General features: G+C 66.2%; 9 protein-coding genes and 1 pseudogene. 6 read left to right on the top strand and 4 right to left on the bottom strand.

The features are described from left to right. Positions 1-25 precede the first annotated feature (25 nt). Positions 26-1,000: a GlxA family transcriptional regulator gene (locus AC1C2N_RS03270; RefSeq protein ID WP_495432860.1), complete on the top strand. Its 975-nt coding sequence runs from the start codon at positions 26-28 to the stop codon at positions 998-1,000. A 2-nt stretch (positions 1,001-1,002) separates the two neighbouring features. Here AC1C2N_RS03270 and manA read toward each other — a convergent pair whose 3' ends face one another. After that, positions 1,003-2,226, bottom strand: coding sequence for a mannose-6-phosphate isomerase, class I (manA, locus tag AC1C2N_RS03265; RefSeq protein WP_495432859.1), 1,224 nt, complete (start codon positions 2,224-2,226; stop codon positions 1,003-1,005). 234 nt (positions 2,227-2,460) lie between these two features. On the opposite strand from manA, the gene AC1C2N_RS03260 reads away from it, so the two are divergent. Together AC1C2N_RS03260 and AC1C2N_RS03255 are read left to right on the top strand one after the other, a co-directional pair. Continuing rightward, on the top strand, positions 2,461-3,639 hold the full coding sequence (locus tag AC1C2N_RS03260) for an acyl-CoA dehydrogenase family protein (RefSeq protein ID WP_495432858.1): 1,179 nt from the start codon (positions 2,461-2,463) through the stop codon (positions 3,637-3,639). 71 nt (positions 3,640-3,710) lie between these two features. After that, positions 3,711-5,066, top strand: a pseudogene (locus tag AC1C2N_RS03255) (glycosyltransferase); the annotation flags it as partial. A 55-nt stretch (positions 5,067-5,121) separates the two neighbouring features. On the opposite strand, the gene AC1C2N_RS03250 reads toward AC1C2N_RS03255, so the two are convergent. Continuing rightward, positions 5,122-6,264: an acyltransferase family protein gene (locus AC1C2N_RS03250; RefSeq protein WP_495432856.1), complete on the bottom strand. Its 1,143-nt coding sequence runs from the start codon at positions 6,262-6,264 to the stop codon at positions 5,122-5,124. Between the two features lie 69 nt (positions 6,265-6,333). After that, positions 6,334-8,442, bottom strand: a complete 2,109-nt coding sequence (locus AC1C2N_RS03245; RefSeq protein WP_495432855.1) for a glycoside hydrolase family 43 protein — start codon at positions 8,440-8,442, stop codon at positions 6,334-6,336. Positions 8,443-8,634: 192 nt separating this feature from the next. Here AC1C2N_RS03245 and AC1C2N_RS03240 point away from each other — a divergent pair, with 192 nt between their 5' ends. The 3 genes from AC1C2N_RS03240 (at position 8,635) to AC1C2N_RS03230 (ending at position 12,950) form a co-directional block, all read left to right on the top strand. Beyond that, positions 8,635-10,185: a glycosyltransferase gene (locus AC1C2N_RS03240; RefSeq protein ID WP_483405584.1), complete on the top strand. Its 1,551-nt coding sequence runs from the start codon at positions 8,635-8,637 to the stop codon at positions 10,183-10,185. A gap of 84 nt (positions 10,186-10,269) precedes the next feature. Then, positions 10,270-11,643 carry an O-antigen ligase family protein gene (locus tag AC1C2N_RS03235; protein WP_495432854.1) on the top strand — a complete coding sequence of 458 codons (1,374 nt, stop codon included), beginning with the start codon at positions 10,270-10,272 and terminating at the stop codon, positions 11,641-11,643. Next, positions 11,640-12,950 carry an O-antigen ligase family protein gene (locus AC1C2N_RS03230; protein ID WP_495432853.1) on the top strand — a complete coding sequence of 437 codons (1,311 nt, stop codon included), beginning with the start codon at positions 11,640-11,642 and terminating at the stop codon, positions 12,948-12,950. The genes AC1C2N_RS03235 and AC1C2N_RS03230 overlap by 4 nt, the downstream gene beginning before the upstream one ends. A gap of 42 nt (positions 12,951-12,992) precedes the next feature. Here AC1C2N_RS03230 and AC1C2N_RS03225 read toward each other — a convergent pair whose 3' ends face one another. Next, a complete protein-coding gene (locus AC1C2N_RS03225) occupies positions 12,993-13,988 on the bottom strand; it encodes a glycosyltransferase family 2 protein (RefSeq protein WP_495432851.1) in 996 nt (331 codons plus the stop codon). Between the last annotated feature and the right edge of the window lie 3 nt (positions 13,989-13,991).

The raw sequence follows: 13,991 nt of genomic DNA, 5'->3' as shown, positions 1-13,991 counted from the left end.
TCATTTCCGCCAGCCGGAGGTCCCAATGTTGAAGAAAATCGCTGTGGTCGCCCTGCCCGACATGGCGCCATTTGAGTTCGGCGTGATCTGCGAGGTCTTCGGTATCGACAGGACCGACTCGGGCGGACCCGGTTTCGACTTCAGGATCGTGACAGCAGACCCTGGCCCCGTGAAGACCAAGCTGGGTTTCGACATCGTCGTCGCCGACGACCTCAGCGCGGCTGCGGACGCCGACCTGATCGCCATCCCCGCGTACTCGGTGACGGGTGGCGACCCTGACCAGCGAGTCCTCGACCTCCTGAGGGACGCCGAGAAACGGGGCGCCTGGATCCTCTCGGTCTGCAGCGGTGCTTTCGCCCTCGCCGAAGCAGGAATCCTCGACGGGCGCCGGAGCACGACGCACTGGATGTACACAGACCAGCTCGCCCGCGAATACCCCCTGACCGACGTCGACCCCGACGTGCTCTTCGTCGAGGACCGCGGCGTGATCACCGGTGCAGGCACGGCCGCGGGAATCGATGCGTGCCTCCACCTCGTCCGAACGGAGCTCGGCGCAGCGGCCGCGAACGTCATCGCTCGCCGAATGGTTGTTCCGCCACAGCGTGACGGCGGGCAGGCACAGTTCATCCAGGCGCCGGTGCCAGAGCGTCGGAGCGACTCCTTTGCCGCTGTCACGGACTGGATGCTCGAGAACCTCGCCGAGGACCTCACCGTCGACGTGCTCGCCGCACAGGCACTGATGTCCGAGCGCACATTCGCCCGGCGGTTCCGCGCCGAGCTGGGAGCGACCCCGGCAGCCTGGCTCAACAGGCAACGACTGATGCGGGCGCAGCAACTGCTCGAGCGCACCGATTACGGACTCGAGCAGATCGCCGCCGAGAGCGGTTTCGGCTCATCGGCGGTGATGCGTCACCACTTCCTCAAGGTCCTGCACACTACCCCGAATGCGTACCGCCGTACCTTCAGCTGCACAGCGAGCGACGAAGAGATGGTCGGCTGAACTCAGTTGTCGGCCGACAGCCTGGTCGTCGCGAGGAACATCTCGCCAGGACCGGAGATAGTGAGCGGACCCTCGTCCGGCGTGATGTACAGCACGTCGCCCCGTTCGACAGAGCGGTGCGCGGATGCCCCTCGGACCGTTGCGCTCCCGTCAGTGACCAGGGCGATGGCCGGCCCGGTCAGCTCGAGCTGAGTTGACCCTTCTCCCAGCCCTGAGACATGGATGAGCTCAAAATCGGGCACGTCGGGAACGAAGGCCTCGGTGCCGTCGCCGACAGGACGCGGCTCGAGGTACGGGACGGGCAGCGGCGTGAAGTCGAGAACGCTGAGCAGTTCGGGGACGTCGATGTGCTTGGGAGTGAGGCCACCCCGCAGCACATTGTCGCTCGCTGCCATGAGTTCGACCCCGAGGCCACCGAGGTAAGCATGGATGTTTCCCGCCGGCAGGTACAGCACCTCTCCGCGCTTCAGGGTGACACTGCGCACCAGGAGGGAGACCACGATTCCGGGGTCACCCGGGTAGAACCCGGCAAGCCGCCGCACGGTGCTCACCGCGGGCGTTTCGGGCGCGGACTGAGCGGCATCCGTGAGCGCCGTGACCACAGCCGACACATCATCGGTCAGCAGGTATTCAACGACAGAACGCAGCACGACGGCGTCAGTACCGGCGCCGTCGGCACCGCCAGCGAGGCGGTCGCGGAACGCGCGCAACGCGGTGATGGCATCGGCGCTGAGACCCGGCGCATCGAGTAGTGCGTCGACGTCGACGAGCGCGTCAGCGACCGGACGGAATCCGCAGAGCGCATCGAACGTCTCGCTGAGCGCGTAGATCAACTCGGGTTTGTGGAAGGCGTCGCGGTAATTGCGGTTCGCCGCGTCGAGCGCAATGCCAGCGGCGTTCTCCCGCTCGAATCCCGCGCGGGCTTCAGCGGGTGTCGGGTGGGCCTGCAGCGAGAGCGGAGCGTCTGCAGCGAGGACCTTCAGGAGGAAGGGCAAGCGCGGTTCGGCGAGCCCCGCGGCGGCAGGGTCGCTCTCGATCCAGTCCGCGAGCGTCGCCGCGCCGCCGGTCATCGATGGATCGAGCACGCGCGCCGGTGACCCGGGGTGGGCGCCGAGCCAGAGTTCGGCCTCAGGCCCGCCGGATGGCACAGTTCCGAGGAGATCGGAGATGGCCGTTGTCGACCCCCACGCATAATCCCGGGGAACATTGCTCAGGGGAATCAACACGGACTGGTCCTTATCCAAGTGGTCGAGCGTCATGGCTGAGTGCCATGGTGCGACGCCGGATTTTCAAACCGCCACGAGCGGTGGGCGTTCATTGACACCCTACAAGAGCCGTCCACAGGCATCCGTTCTCTCTTGCCCCAAACGGCAAGCGATTGTGCGGGAAAGCCGCGCGTCCGTAGGCTTCATTCGAGTCCGGTTCACCCGGATGACCGACCCCAACGCAACGGAGCACGAATGTCGTTTGAACCACTCGCCAGCGATTTCTATGGATTCGAGAGCCTCGTCTCCGAACGGGAGAAAGACGCGCTCATGCGAGTGCGCAGCTACATGGAAATCACGGTCCGGCCGGTGATCAACGACTACTGGGAGCGCGCAGAGTTCCCCCACGACCTCATCGCGTCGTTTCTCGAGACCGATGTCGCTCGCTACGGGTTCGAGGAAGTGCGGCCGTTCGAGAACTCGGCAGTATTCCGTGGACTCGTCGCCATGGAAATGGCGCGGGTCGACGCGTCGATGGCGACGTTCATCGGCGTGCAGGAGGGTCTCGCCATGGGATCGATCAGCGTGTGCGGATCCCGTGAGCAGCGGAGCGAGTGGCTGCCAAAGATGGCGAGCGGCGAGGTCATCGGTGCATTCGGCCTGACCGAGCCGCTGTCGGGAAGCGACAGCGCGCGCGGCCTGCGCACGACGGCAACGCGGGACGGCGACTCGTGGACACTCAACGGTTCGAAACGCTGGATCGGCAACGCCACCTTCAGCGACATCACAGTGATCTGGGCCAAGGACACCGAGGACGGACAGGTCAAGGGCTTCATCGTCCGGACCGACTCCCCCGGCTACACCGCCACGAAGATCGAGCGCAAGATCGCGCTTCGCCCCGTCCAGAACGCCGACATCACCCTCGACAACGTCGTCGTCCCCGAGAGCATGCGGCTGGCGAACGCCAACTCGTTCCGCGACACAGCAAAGGTGCTTCGCCTCACCCGCGCCGCCGTCGCGTGGTCGAGCGTCGGGGTTTCGGTCGGCGCCTACGAAGCCGCCGTTGCATACGCAAAGGAGCGCGAGCAGTTCGGCAAGCCGATCGCCGAGCACCAGCTGATCCAGGACCTGCTTGCCAAGTGCCTCGGCAACATCACAGCGTCGATGGCCATGTGCGTGCGGGTCTCCCAGATGCTCGACGAGGGCACCCAGCGCGACGAACACTCCGCTCTCGCCAAGGGTTTCTGCACCGCGAAGATGCGCGAGACCGTCGGGTGGGCCCGCGAGGCGATGGGCGGCAACGGCATAGTTCTCGACTACGAGGCTGCGCGGTTCTTCGCTGATGCCGAGGCACTGTACTCGTACGAGGGCACTCGCGAGATGAACTCACTGATCGTCGGGCGGGCCATCACCGGTAAGGCGGCGTTCGTCTAGCCTCCACACGCGTCCAGGTGCCAGTCCGCCAGACGGCGGGTACGCTTGAACGTGCGGGGACGCTCCCGCCCATGTGTTGCGACGGGAAGGAGCGCGAAATCTCACGCGTTCGACTGCGCCAGGGCCGACATTTTGTCGTCACCTGGGGAATCTCCGACACCTTCGGCGGCATGACCGGGGCGTTCCTCCATCGCTCCCGTGCTTTCGTCCGCCTCGGCAGGATTGACGTCGACGTCCTGACCTTCGACGCGCGCCCGGACTACCCGGACGTCGAACGCCGCCTGCGCCAGGGCGGCAGGCTCATCGACGGCATGAGGCTGGTCAACCTGTGGGACTGGATGCGCGATCACCCGTCACCGGGGCAATTTGCCCGCACCAGGGCATCCGCCTCGGAAAATCTCACCTCAGCGTTCGCTCCCCTCGACCGGAGCGAGAAATACTTCGCCGGGATCCGCGACGGCGTGATCATGAGTCTCACTCGATACGCCGAGGACGGTGTGACCGAGCTTCAGGTCGATCACTACCGAGCGGACGGCACGCTCGCGGTCAGCGACCGCCGCGACGTGAGGCACCGCGGGGCGGTCGGCGGTCGCAGCATCGTGCTGTGTGACACCTCCGGCGAGCCCGTGCGGGCGTGGGACCGGGCCTGGGCGCTCTACCGCTGGTGGCTGGACCAGGTGCGCGGCAACGGCCCGGCGACGATGATCGTCGACAGCAAGACGAGCGCACGGTTCATGGTCGGTTACGTGCGGCCGCAGCTGCTGGTCATGCACGTCATCCATGCCTCGCACCTCGCGGGATCGGACGAGACGACGGTGCGCGCATCGCGGGCGGCGGTGTTCGATGACCCCCGCTCGTTCGACGCCCTGGTCTTCCTCACCGAACGCCAGCGAACCGAGGCGGAGCCGCTTCTGGGCGATCGGGTGCACACCGCCGTGATTCCCAACGGCCGCGCAGTGCCACGAGCCTCCGCGGCACCGAAAGACCGCCCCGTCACGTCGGGGATCATGCTGTCGGCGCTCGAGAAACGCAAGCGGGTCGAGCACTCCGTGCGTGCGATCGCCGGGGCACGGGCCGCCGGCGCGCCCGTGACCCTCGACATTTACGGTGACGGGCCCGAACGAGATCGCGTTGAGGCGGCCATCGCGAAGGCCGGGGGCGGGATCACGCTGCGCGGATATGACCCGGATGCCAGCACTCACCTTTCGGAGAGTTCGTTCCTTCTGCTGAGCTCCCGAAGCGAGGGGTTCCCCCTCGTCCTCGTTGAGGCGATGGCCGCTGGTTGCCTGCCGATCTCCTACGACATCGCCTACGGGCCTGCGGACATCATCAGGGACGGGGTCAACGGATTCCTCGTTCCGCCCGGCGATATCTCCGCGCTCAGCGCTGCGATCGAACGGCTCGTAAGCCTCCCCGCGGCAGAGGTACTCGCGATGAGACGCAATGCCGTGCAGACAGCGTCGCGGTACTCCGACGAAGCGATTACGAAACGATGGGCGTCGGAACTCGATCGCGCCGCGAAGCGACGCGGTTTCCCACCCGCCGCGCCAGTCGATGCGCTGGTGTTTCGACTGCGACGTGGAATAGCCAGGCGATGGCGAAACTGGCCGGGAACGCGATCAGCGCAACCAGCCACCACGCGGCGTCCCCAATGAGAAAGGCCACGCTCGCCAGCACAGGCACGTGCACGAGATAGAGGCTGAACGAGACACGGCCGAGCCAGAGCGGCAGGCGGGCTGACAGCATCCGTTCGGCGAAGGGCGACCCGATCGCCACGACGATGAGCCCGGCAGCACCCACACCGGCGAGCCCCCACAGGGCGGCGCTCGCGCTGGAGCCCGCCGGGGCGATGTCGCGGGTGAGCCAGCTCAGGACGAGGAGAACGACGGATGCCAGCGCAAGCGTCCCCCAGGTGAACCTGCCGCCGCGTCGGTTCACCCGATCGGCCCATGCCCGGATCTGGGGCAGGTGAACGGCCATCATGGTGCCGAGGAAGAACGTGGGCAGGTAGACGAGCGCGTCGACCTGCAGCACCCGGCCAGCGATCATGAGGGCGACCGACGTGACAGCGGCGAGCCAGGGCCGGCGGCGCACCGCGAGCCCGACGACGATGAACACCGGCAGCAGCACCGAGAACACCACCTCCCAGCGGAGCGACCACAGCACGTTCACTATCGTGTAGGTCTGCGGGAGGAGCGACGACTCTTCGATGATCCGCCCGAGCGAGACACTCGACGCCACCCGGTTGTCGAGCCAGCTGTCCGGGGTGATCGCGCCGGGGAACCGCGGAACCACGAGGATCAGCGCGACAGCGAACAGCACAGCACCGATGACGGGGAGATAGAGGCGGATGAGACGGCTCGGGTAATACCGGAGCCAGTCGAAGGTGCCGGACAGCGCGGGGATCGAAACGACAAGTCCGCTCAGCACGAAGAAGACGAGCACCGCTTCACTGCCGGCGGTCAGCGGCCTGAGCGGAGACTGGGTGATCCATTCCCAGAGCCCGGCGGTCTCCTCCAGTCGCGGACGCGCCATGAGCGTCAGGTGGTAGAGCACGACGACAACTGCGGCGACCCCGCGCACGCCGTCGAGCGCGTGCATGCGTTCGGTTTGCCCTGTTCCCATTCGTTCCACGTTAAGCGGACGCGGCTGGGAGTTCCCGGAATCGAGCCGTTCAGCGCGGGGCGCCTGCCATCAGTCCGGTCGACGGTCGTCGCGCCGGAGTCGCGTCCTCCTCACCAGCAGCAGGGAAACACCCGCAACCGCGAGCGCCGCCCCGATGCAGGCGATGGCGAGGACGGACGTCAGGTCGGCACCGGATTGCGACAGGGATCCCCTCGCCCTCGCATCCGCTCCCGGGGCACCAGCGAGCGGGTCTCCGGGAACGACCGGAGCCGCTGTTGCGTCTGGACCGGGAACGGCCGGCGCGGCAGGAGTCGGTACGACCGGTGGCTCGGCGGGGTCCGTCGGGTCCGTCGGCTGCGCAGCGAGCGTCGACACTCTGACGTAGTCGAACGTGCTGGTGAACCCGGCACCTGCCATCGAGACCAGCCCGATACGGGTGGTCGCACCGAGCGGTGTCGTCCAGGTCCCCGACTCGTCCCACGCCACCGAATCGAGGCTGGTGTAACCGGTGTAGAGGTTTTCGGTATCGCTGTGCTGGCGCACAATCCGCAGATAGGTGTATTCACCGACCGGCCCCCCGACGCTGTTCCCGTAGACCGGGTATCCCTCAGGCACCGGGCTCTGCCGTTTCGCGAACTCGGTCTGCCTCGTCTCAAAGATCGATGAAACGGCGTGCTTGATGAAATTGCCGTCGTCGGCATAAATCACGATTCCGCCCTGGACGTAGTTCTGACAGCAGCCCTCCGCCGGCACCGACACCGACAGTCTCGTCTCGAGAACATAGTCCCCCTCTGGTGCCGCTTCGGTGAGGAGCCCGGCCGCACCGGGGTCAGGACCGAGGTCCGCTGCCTGCGTGTCGAATCGGAACTCTCCGTCCCCGACGCTGTACGTCGACGGGTCTGGCTGGCGAATCCACGACCACTGCGGCGAAAGCGCATCACCATCGAAGTTATCCGAAAGCCCGGCGATCAGGTCAGCCGGTTCCGGTTGCCTGAGCGCATCCGGCGAGGGGGACGGCGGCAGACCCGCCTGCGTGACGGGCGCGGGTTGCGGGGTGTCAGACGGGCCGCGTCCGCCCCGGACGGTGGGCCAGCCATCCACCCAGTCGATCCGATCCATGAGCACCGGGCGCTTCGTATAGGTGCCACCTTCGACCAGATAGGGGTCATGACGGTCGACCGCGTGGTAAACAATCCAGTCAGTACCGGCAACATCCGTCACTACCGAGTTGTGACCTGTGCCGATCCAGCGGTTGCCGTTCTGGTGCAGCACAGGGGTACCCCCGACACGCCCAGCGAGCAGGGAAGTGCCTGTGCGGTCGACGAACGGCCCGGTCGGGCTGGTCGATCGACCGGCGAAAACGCTGTAGCCCGTTGCCGGCCCTGCGCAACAGTTCGTGGCCGAACCGAGGAGGTAGAAGTAGCCCTCGTGTTCGACGACGCTGGTTCCTTCGTAACGGTTCGAGATCGCGATTTCGACCTGGCTCGCTGGATCCGTGCTCAACCCGTCGTCGCTCAATTCGCGCACCGAAAGCCCGCCGAAGTAGCTTCCGAAGTAGAGGTAGTTCTGGCCATCGACGGTGATCACTTCCGGGTCGAAGACCCAGCGCCCAGCCATGGGTTCGACGACCGGCCCACCCGCGTCGGTCCACGGCCCGGCCGGGGTGGCTGCGGTCGCAACCCCGATGGCAGGGCCGCCGCCGGGACCCGTCGTCTGGGTCGCCGTGTAGTACAGGAAGTACGTGCCGTTGAGGTAGACGACGTCCGGAGCCCACATGTCGCCGTCGCCGATCCACGCGGGCTTCTCCGGCAACGCTTCTGCCACGAACGTCCAGTTCACCAGGTCGGTCGACCGGTAGCTGGGGATGCTGTAAAAACGCAACGACCCGTCATCGTTGGTTTCCCCCGCATCGAGCGCGTCCCTCGTGCAGAAGAGATACCACGCGGGGTCAGCGGGATCCGCGGACCGGATGACGTCGGGGTCTGCACACTGCTCAGCGAGGCGCCCGTCAGGCAGAGTGAGGGTGAGAGGGTTCGAATACGTTTCGGTGACGTCGGCCGCCGTGGCGACGGTGCGCGCACCAGCCGACACGACACTCGCTCCCACTGCAGTGGCCGGCACTGCACCGAACATGACGGTGGCAGCCGCAAGTCCTGCGACCAATGGGGTCCTTCTCATGGTGCCTCCACGGTGAGGTGAGCGAGTCCCCCGAGTGGACCACGACTGAGCCCGCACTGTCCAGCCCCGTCGCTGATTCGCTTTGCCGCTCTGCCTTCGTCAGGAGGCGGCCCTGTCGCGTGCCTTTTCCCGGGGTTACTATTCCGGACCCGGGTCGCATGCCACCCGGGATCGAGTCAGGAAGGGAGCGCCGTGCCAGCTCGAATTGCCATGCGAGGGGGGCGCCACTACGCGGTCACGTGGGGAATCTCAGACGCATTCGGCGGCATGACCGGAGCTCTGCTGCATCGCTCGAGGGCCTTCGTCCGGCTGGCAGGCGTACGGGTCGACGTCCTCACCTTTGACACCCGCCCCGACTACCCTGAACTGGAGCAGCGGCTCCGCGCGACGGGGAAAATCGTCGAGGGCATGCGCGTCCTGAATCTGTGGGACTGGCTCCGTGAGTACCCGTCTCCCGATGATTACGCCGGCGTGGCGGCCGCGGTTCCCGGCCGAAAGCTCGTCGAAGGATTCACCCCGCTCGACGCCGCCGGGCCATACGTCGGCGGCGAACGAAACGGCCGGGTGATGAATCGCACCCGGTACAGCGATGACGCTTCCACCCAGCTGCAGGTCGACCACTACAGGCCCGATGGTTCCCTCGCTGTGAGCGATCGGCGGGACGTCACGGAGCGCGGGACCACCGGCGGGCGCACGATAGTGTTCTGCGATCGCGCGGGCAATCCGGTGAAGGCGTGGAACGGCGCATGGTCCCTGTACCGGTGGTGGCTCGACGAAGTGCGCGACAGCGAGCAGGCAACGATGATCGTGGACAGCAAGACCAGTGCACGGTTTATGGTCGGGTACAAACGATCGAACGTCGTCTCGGCCCATGTGCTCCACGGCTCACACCTCGCTTCCGACGGCCACACAATTCGAGCGTCGAGGGCCGCGGTCTTCGAGAATCCCACCGGTTTCAGCCTGCTGGTCTTCCTGACTGAACGGCAACGGGCTGAAGCCCTGCCGCTGCTTGGGCCGAGGGCTCGTACCGCGGTGATCCCGAACGGGAGAGAGGTTCCGCGCGGGTCAGCCGCTCCCCCGGCGCGGAACGCGCACTCGGGCATCATGCTCTCGGCGCTCGACGACCGCAAACGGGTGGACCACGCGGTCCGCGCCATCGCTGCGGCTCGCGCCGCGTCCACTCCCGTCACTCTCGACATCTATGGTGACGGACCCAAACGTGGCCAGGTCGAGGCCGCCATTGCAAAAACCGATGGTGGCGTCCAGCTGCACGGTTACCAGCCGGATGCCAGGAATCACCTGCGTGAGAGTTCTTTCCTTCTCCTGACCTCGAAAAGCGAGGGATTTCCGCTCGTTCTCGTCGAAGCAATGGCTGCCGGTTGCCTCCCCGTCGCGTATGACATCCCGTATGGCCCGGCCGACATCATCCGCGACGGGGTCAACGGTTTCCTCGTCCCCGCCGGCGACATCACCGCGCTCGCGGCGGTGATCCAGCGACTGGTCGGCCTCCCGCCGAAAAAGCTCGATGCGATGCGCCGCAACGCAGTGAAGACATCCGCCGCGTACTCGGACCAGGCGATCACCAGGCGCTGGGCTCTCGAACTCGATCGAGCCGCAGCCGGCGTCGGTCCACGGCGCGCCGCTCCAGATGAACCGCTTGATGCGCTGGCGCTCCGGATCCGCCGGGGACTCGCCAGGCGGTGGCACCGGTTGCGCACGGCCGGTACGGGCGGCCGCCGTTGACGGTGAGGACGCCGGGACGCCCGGCGACGAGGATGCTGCCACGCGTCCGAGGCAAGCTCCACGAACCGCGATAACCTGTAACCCATGACGACGTCCCCCGTGCTGCCGCCGGTCGAGCTCTCCACCGAGCGACTCTGGGCGACGGGAATCGGCACGCTCGCCCTGTTCGTCGCGTTCGCGGGTGACGGCATCCGCAACCTCATTACCATCTGGGGGTTCTCGGCAGTCGCGATCATCGTCGCTCTGGCGTGTGCCGTGACCATGATCAAGTTAAGGCCGCGGCTCGACAGGTCGCGACTGCCCAAGGCGCTTATCGCCTTTCTCGGGTTTGCAACCATCTCCACCGCGTGGTCCGCGTACCCGTCCGCAACTCTTCTGACGCTCACCGGAACGCTCCTGACGACGATCGTCGGCATCTACCTCGCCCTCGTTCTCACCTGGACCGAGTTCGTTCGTGTGCTCGCCGTCGCGCTCAAGTGGGTGCTTGGCCTGTCGATCCTGTTCGAACTCTGGGTCGCGCTCATCGTGCGCGCCCCGGTGCTGCCGCTGTTCGTCGACTTCGGCGGTGAGGAACCACCGCTGCTGGCGATGTGGTCGCGCAACCTGCTGTTCGAGGGCGGTCGGATTCAGGGCATCCTCGGCAATTCGAACCTCCTCGCCGTGATCGCACTGCTCGGCATCATCGTGTTCGGCCTGCAGCTCGCCGCGGGAAGCGTCCGTCGCAGCTGGGGCATCGGCTGGCTGGCGCTCGCCGTCCTGATCTTCGGCCTGACCCGGTCGAGCACCATGATCCTCGCCGCTGTCGCCGCCGCCGTCGTACTCGGTGCCGTGCTGTTGATCCGGCGAAGCAGAACTCCTCGCGCCCGCACCGGCGTGTACCTGGGCCTCGCCGCGGTCGCAGCGGCCAGCATCCTGTTTGTCACCGTCTTCAGCAACATCTTCCTCGCCCTCTTCGGCAAGAGCAGCGACCTGACCGGCCGAATCGGGATCTGGAACGATGTCTCAGAACTCGCCCAGCAGCGCCCATGGTTCGGCTGGGGGTATTCCAGCCCCTGGATTGGCTGGGTGGAACCGTTCGACGGGCTCGTCGTGCGTAATGGCGTGGAGCAGCTCCACGCCCACAACGCGTGGCTTGACGTCTGGCTGCAGCTCGGCGCCGTCGGCGTGGTGTTGTTCGCCGCCGTGATCGTGTCGATGCTCTGGCGCTGCTGGTTCGCCGCCGTCGATCGTCCCCGGTTCGACCTTCGTGTCGACCGCCCGTACACGGTGCTCTCGATCCTGCCCATCCTCATCGCCGTCACGCTCGTCGTCCAGTCCGTTGCCGAGAGCCGCATTCTCGTCGAGTCCGGGTGGGTGCTTGTCGTTGCGCTCGCGCTCAAGACCAAGCAATATCCCGTGATGGATGCCGTCGCGCGGCCCAGTCTCAGCCCCGTTATCGCTGCTGAAACCGCTCGATGACGTCACCACGCCCCCTGCCGCACCATCCGGTACTCGCCACGCTCATTCGGGGCCTTGCGAGCGCCCAGGCGACGGCGGCGCTCAGCATCACGATTTTTGGTGTCGCGTTCACCGGCCCCCTGATCCGATCCGTCCTCGGCTGGAACGGGCTCGTCGGGGTCCTCCTCGCCTTGGTTCCCCTTGCCGTGCTGGTCGTGATCGCGCGATGGGACACCATCGAGTGGCACGGTCTTCTCCCGATCTCGATCCTGGCCTTCATGGGGTGGTGCCTGTTGTCGGTGTTCTGGACAGACCACGAGGTGGCAACGCTCGCGAGTTCGCTCTACCAGATCGCCGTTGCGTTCCTCGGTGTGACCGTTGCGCTCACGAGGGACATGATCCAGATCGTACGCTCGGTTGGAAGTGTTCTTCGGGCTCTGCTCACGCTCTCGATCGCGGTCGAAGTGCTCGCGGGGCTCGTCCTCGACATGCCGTTTCCTTTCATGGGCGTGCAGGGAAACATCGCGATGGGCGGGCCGATTCAGGGCGTGTTCGGTACGCGCAACATGCTCGGCTTCATGGCACTCATCGCGCTCGTCACCTTTGTGATCGAGTGGCGCACCCGCTCGGTGCCGAGGGTGGTTGTGACGTATTCATTGGTTGTCGCCGTTGCCGCGCTCGGTCTCAGCCAATCCCCGGTCACCATCCTCGTCGCGATAGCGCTCGGAATGGCCGCACTGGCCCTGTACGGCCTCCGTCAGGCACCGAAGGACACCAGGAGGACTCTGCAGTTCGCCCTCGCCGGGTTAACGATCGTCGTCCTGTACGTCACTTACCTGTCGCGGCTTCGGGTCCTCGCGCTCCTCAACGCGGGGAGCGAGTTCGAATACCGCTACCTTCTCTGGTTCCAGGCGTGGAAGCTCGTCCCGGTACACGACATCGAAGGGTGGGGCTGGACAGGTTTCTGGCAGGACGTGGCCCCGTACAGCTACATCAACAACGCGCTCATCCGCGATCACGACAGCGCGCTCAATGCGTTCCTCGATGTCTACCTGCAGGTGGGCATCGTGGGTTTGTGCCTCTTCCTCAGCCTGCTGGTACTCGCGTTCGTGCGCTCCTGGCTCCTGGCCTCCAACCGACGAACCGTGACCTACGCCTGGCCGGCACTTGTGCTCGTCGCGCTCATAGGGACAGGTGCCGCCGAAAGCTTCATCCTCGTTGACGCCGGCTGGCTGCTTCTCATTGTCTGCGCGGTGAAAGCCTCACAGAACATGAGTTGGCGCACACGGCTTCGTGCCGAACCTCACCCGCCCGTACCGGTGGAGTAGGTGCGCTCGACACCCCGCAGGGAGCCACAACTCCGCGCTGGCTTATTGGGGCTGGAAGAGGTCGCGCAGGACCTCCGTGTTGCCCTGGCTGGTGAACCGGGCGTAGTCGCCGGTCCATGCTTCTTTCAAAACGGGTAGCACCCGCGCGAGCCGGTTTGCGGGCAACCCCGCTCGCATCCGTTCGATGCGCAGCTTTCCGCGGGCGGCCGTGAGGTCTGCCGGCTTCACGGCGTCGCCAAGCGACGCCAGCTTGTCGACGAGGATGCCGGTGCGTACGGCGAGGTCACGGTTGCGGTCGCCGCGGGGCTCGAGCACCCGGCGAGCCTTGTGCGAGAGGCTCGGCTCACGCGCACCGATCTGGTTGGCACCGTGCTGCCGGTAGTCGATGAGCGCGTCCGGGAGGAAATCGACCTGTCCGACAGCAGCGGCGAGAACGGTGAGCCATTCGTCATGCACCCACTCGACGGGGAATGGAATAGCGACGTCGAGCAGGGACCGCCGGAACGCCATCGTGGCTCCGGTGGCGATGTTGCGGCGGAGAAGAGTCGGGAACGCGGATCCGCTGTGTATCGATGTGCGATCCGCTGCGCTGATCTCGAGAGCCTCGAACAGGGAGTAACCGAGCGGATTGCCCTGGGCGTCCACCATCCGCGCGTCCGAGAAGAGCAGCGTCAGTTCGGGCCGGGCATCGAATTCGGCGAGGGCGCGCTCGAGTCGCTGCGGGTGCCACACGTCATCCTGGTCGCACAGGACGACGATGTCTCCTGATGAGGCCCGTACCGCCTGCTCGAAGTTCTTACTCACGCCGAGGGGGCTCGCGTTCTCGAGCGTGCGGAACGGGACGCCCGAGCCCTCAAGCAGCTGACTGGCCAAGGCGATCGTGTCGTCGCTCGATCCGTCATCCGAGACAACGATCTCGTCCGGACGGCGCGTCTGCTCGAGAATGCTCGCCAGCTGCTCCTCGACGTAGGGGGCACCGTTGTACGTGCACACAGCCACTGAAACGACGGGAGGGGTCTTACTGTCGGCAGTCACCACGTC

This window comes from Mycetocola sp. Y791 (assembly GCF_059445325.1).
The sequence above is the reverse complement of the archived record's forward strand: the minus strand, read 5'-3'. Positions and strand labels throughout refer to the sequence as shown.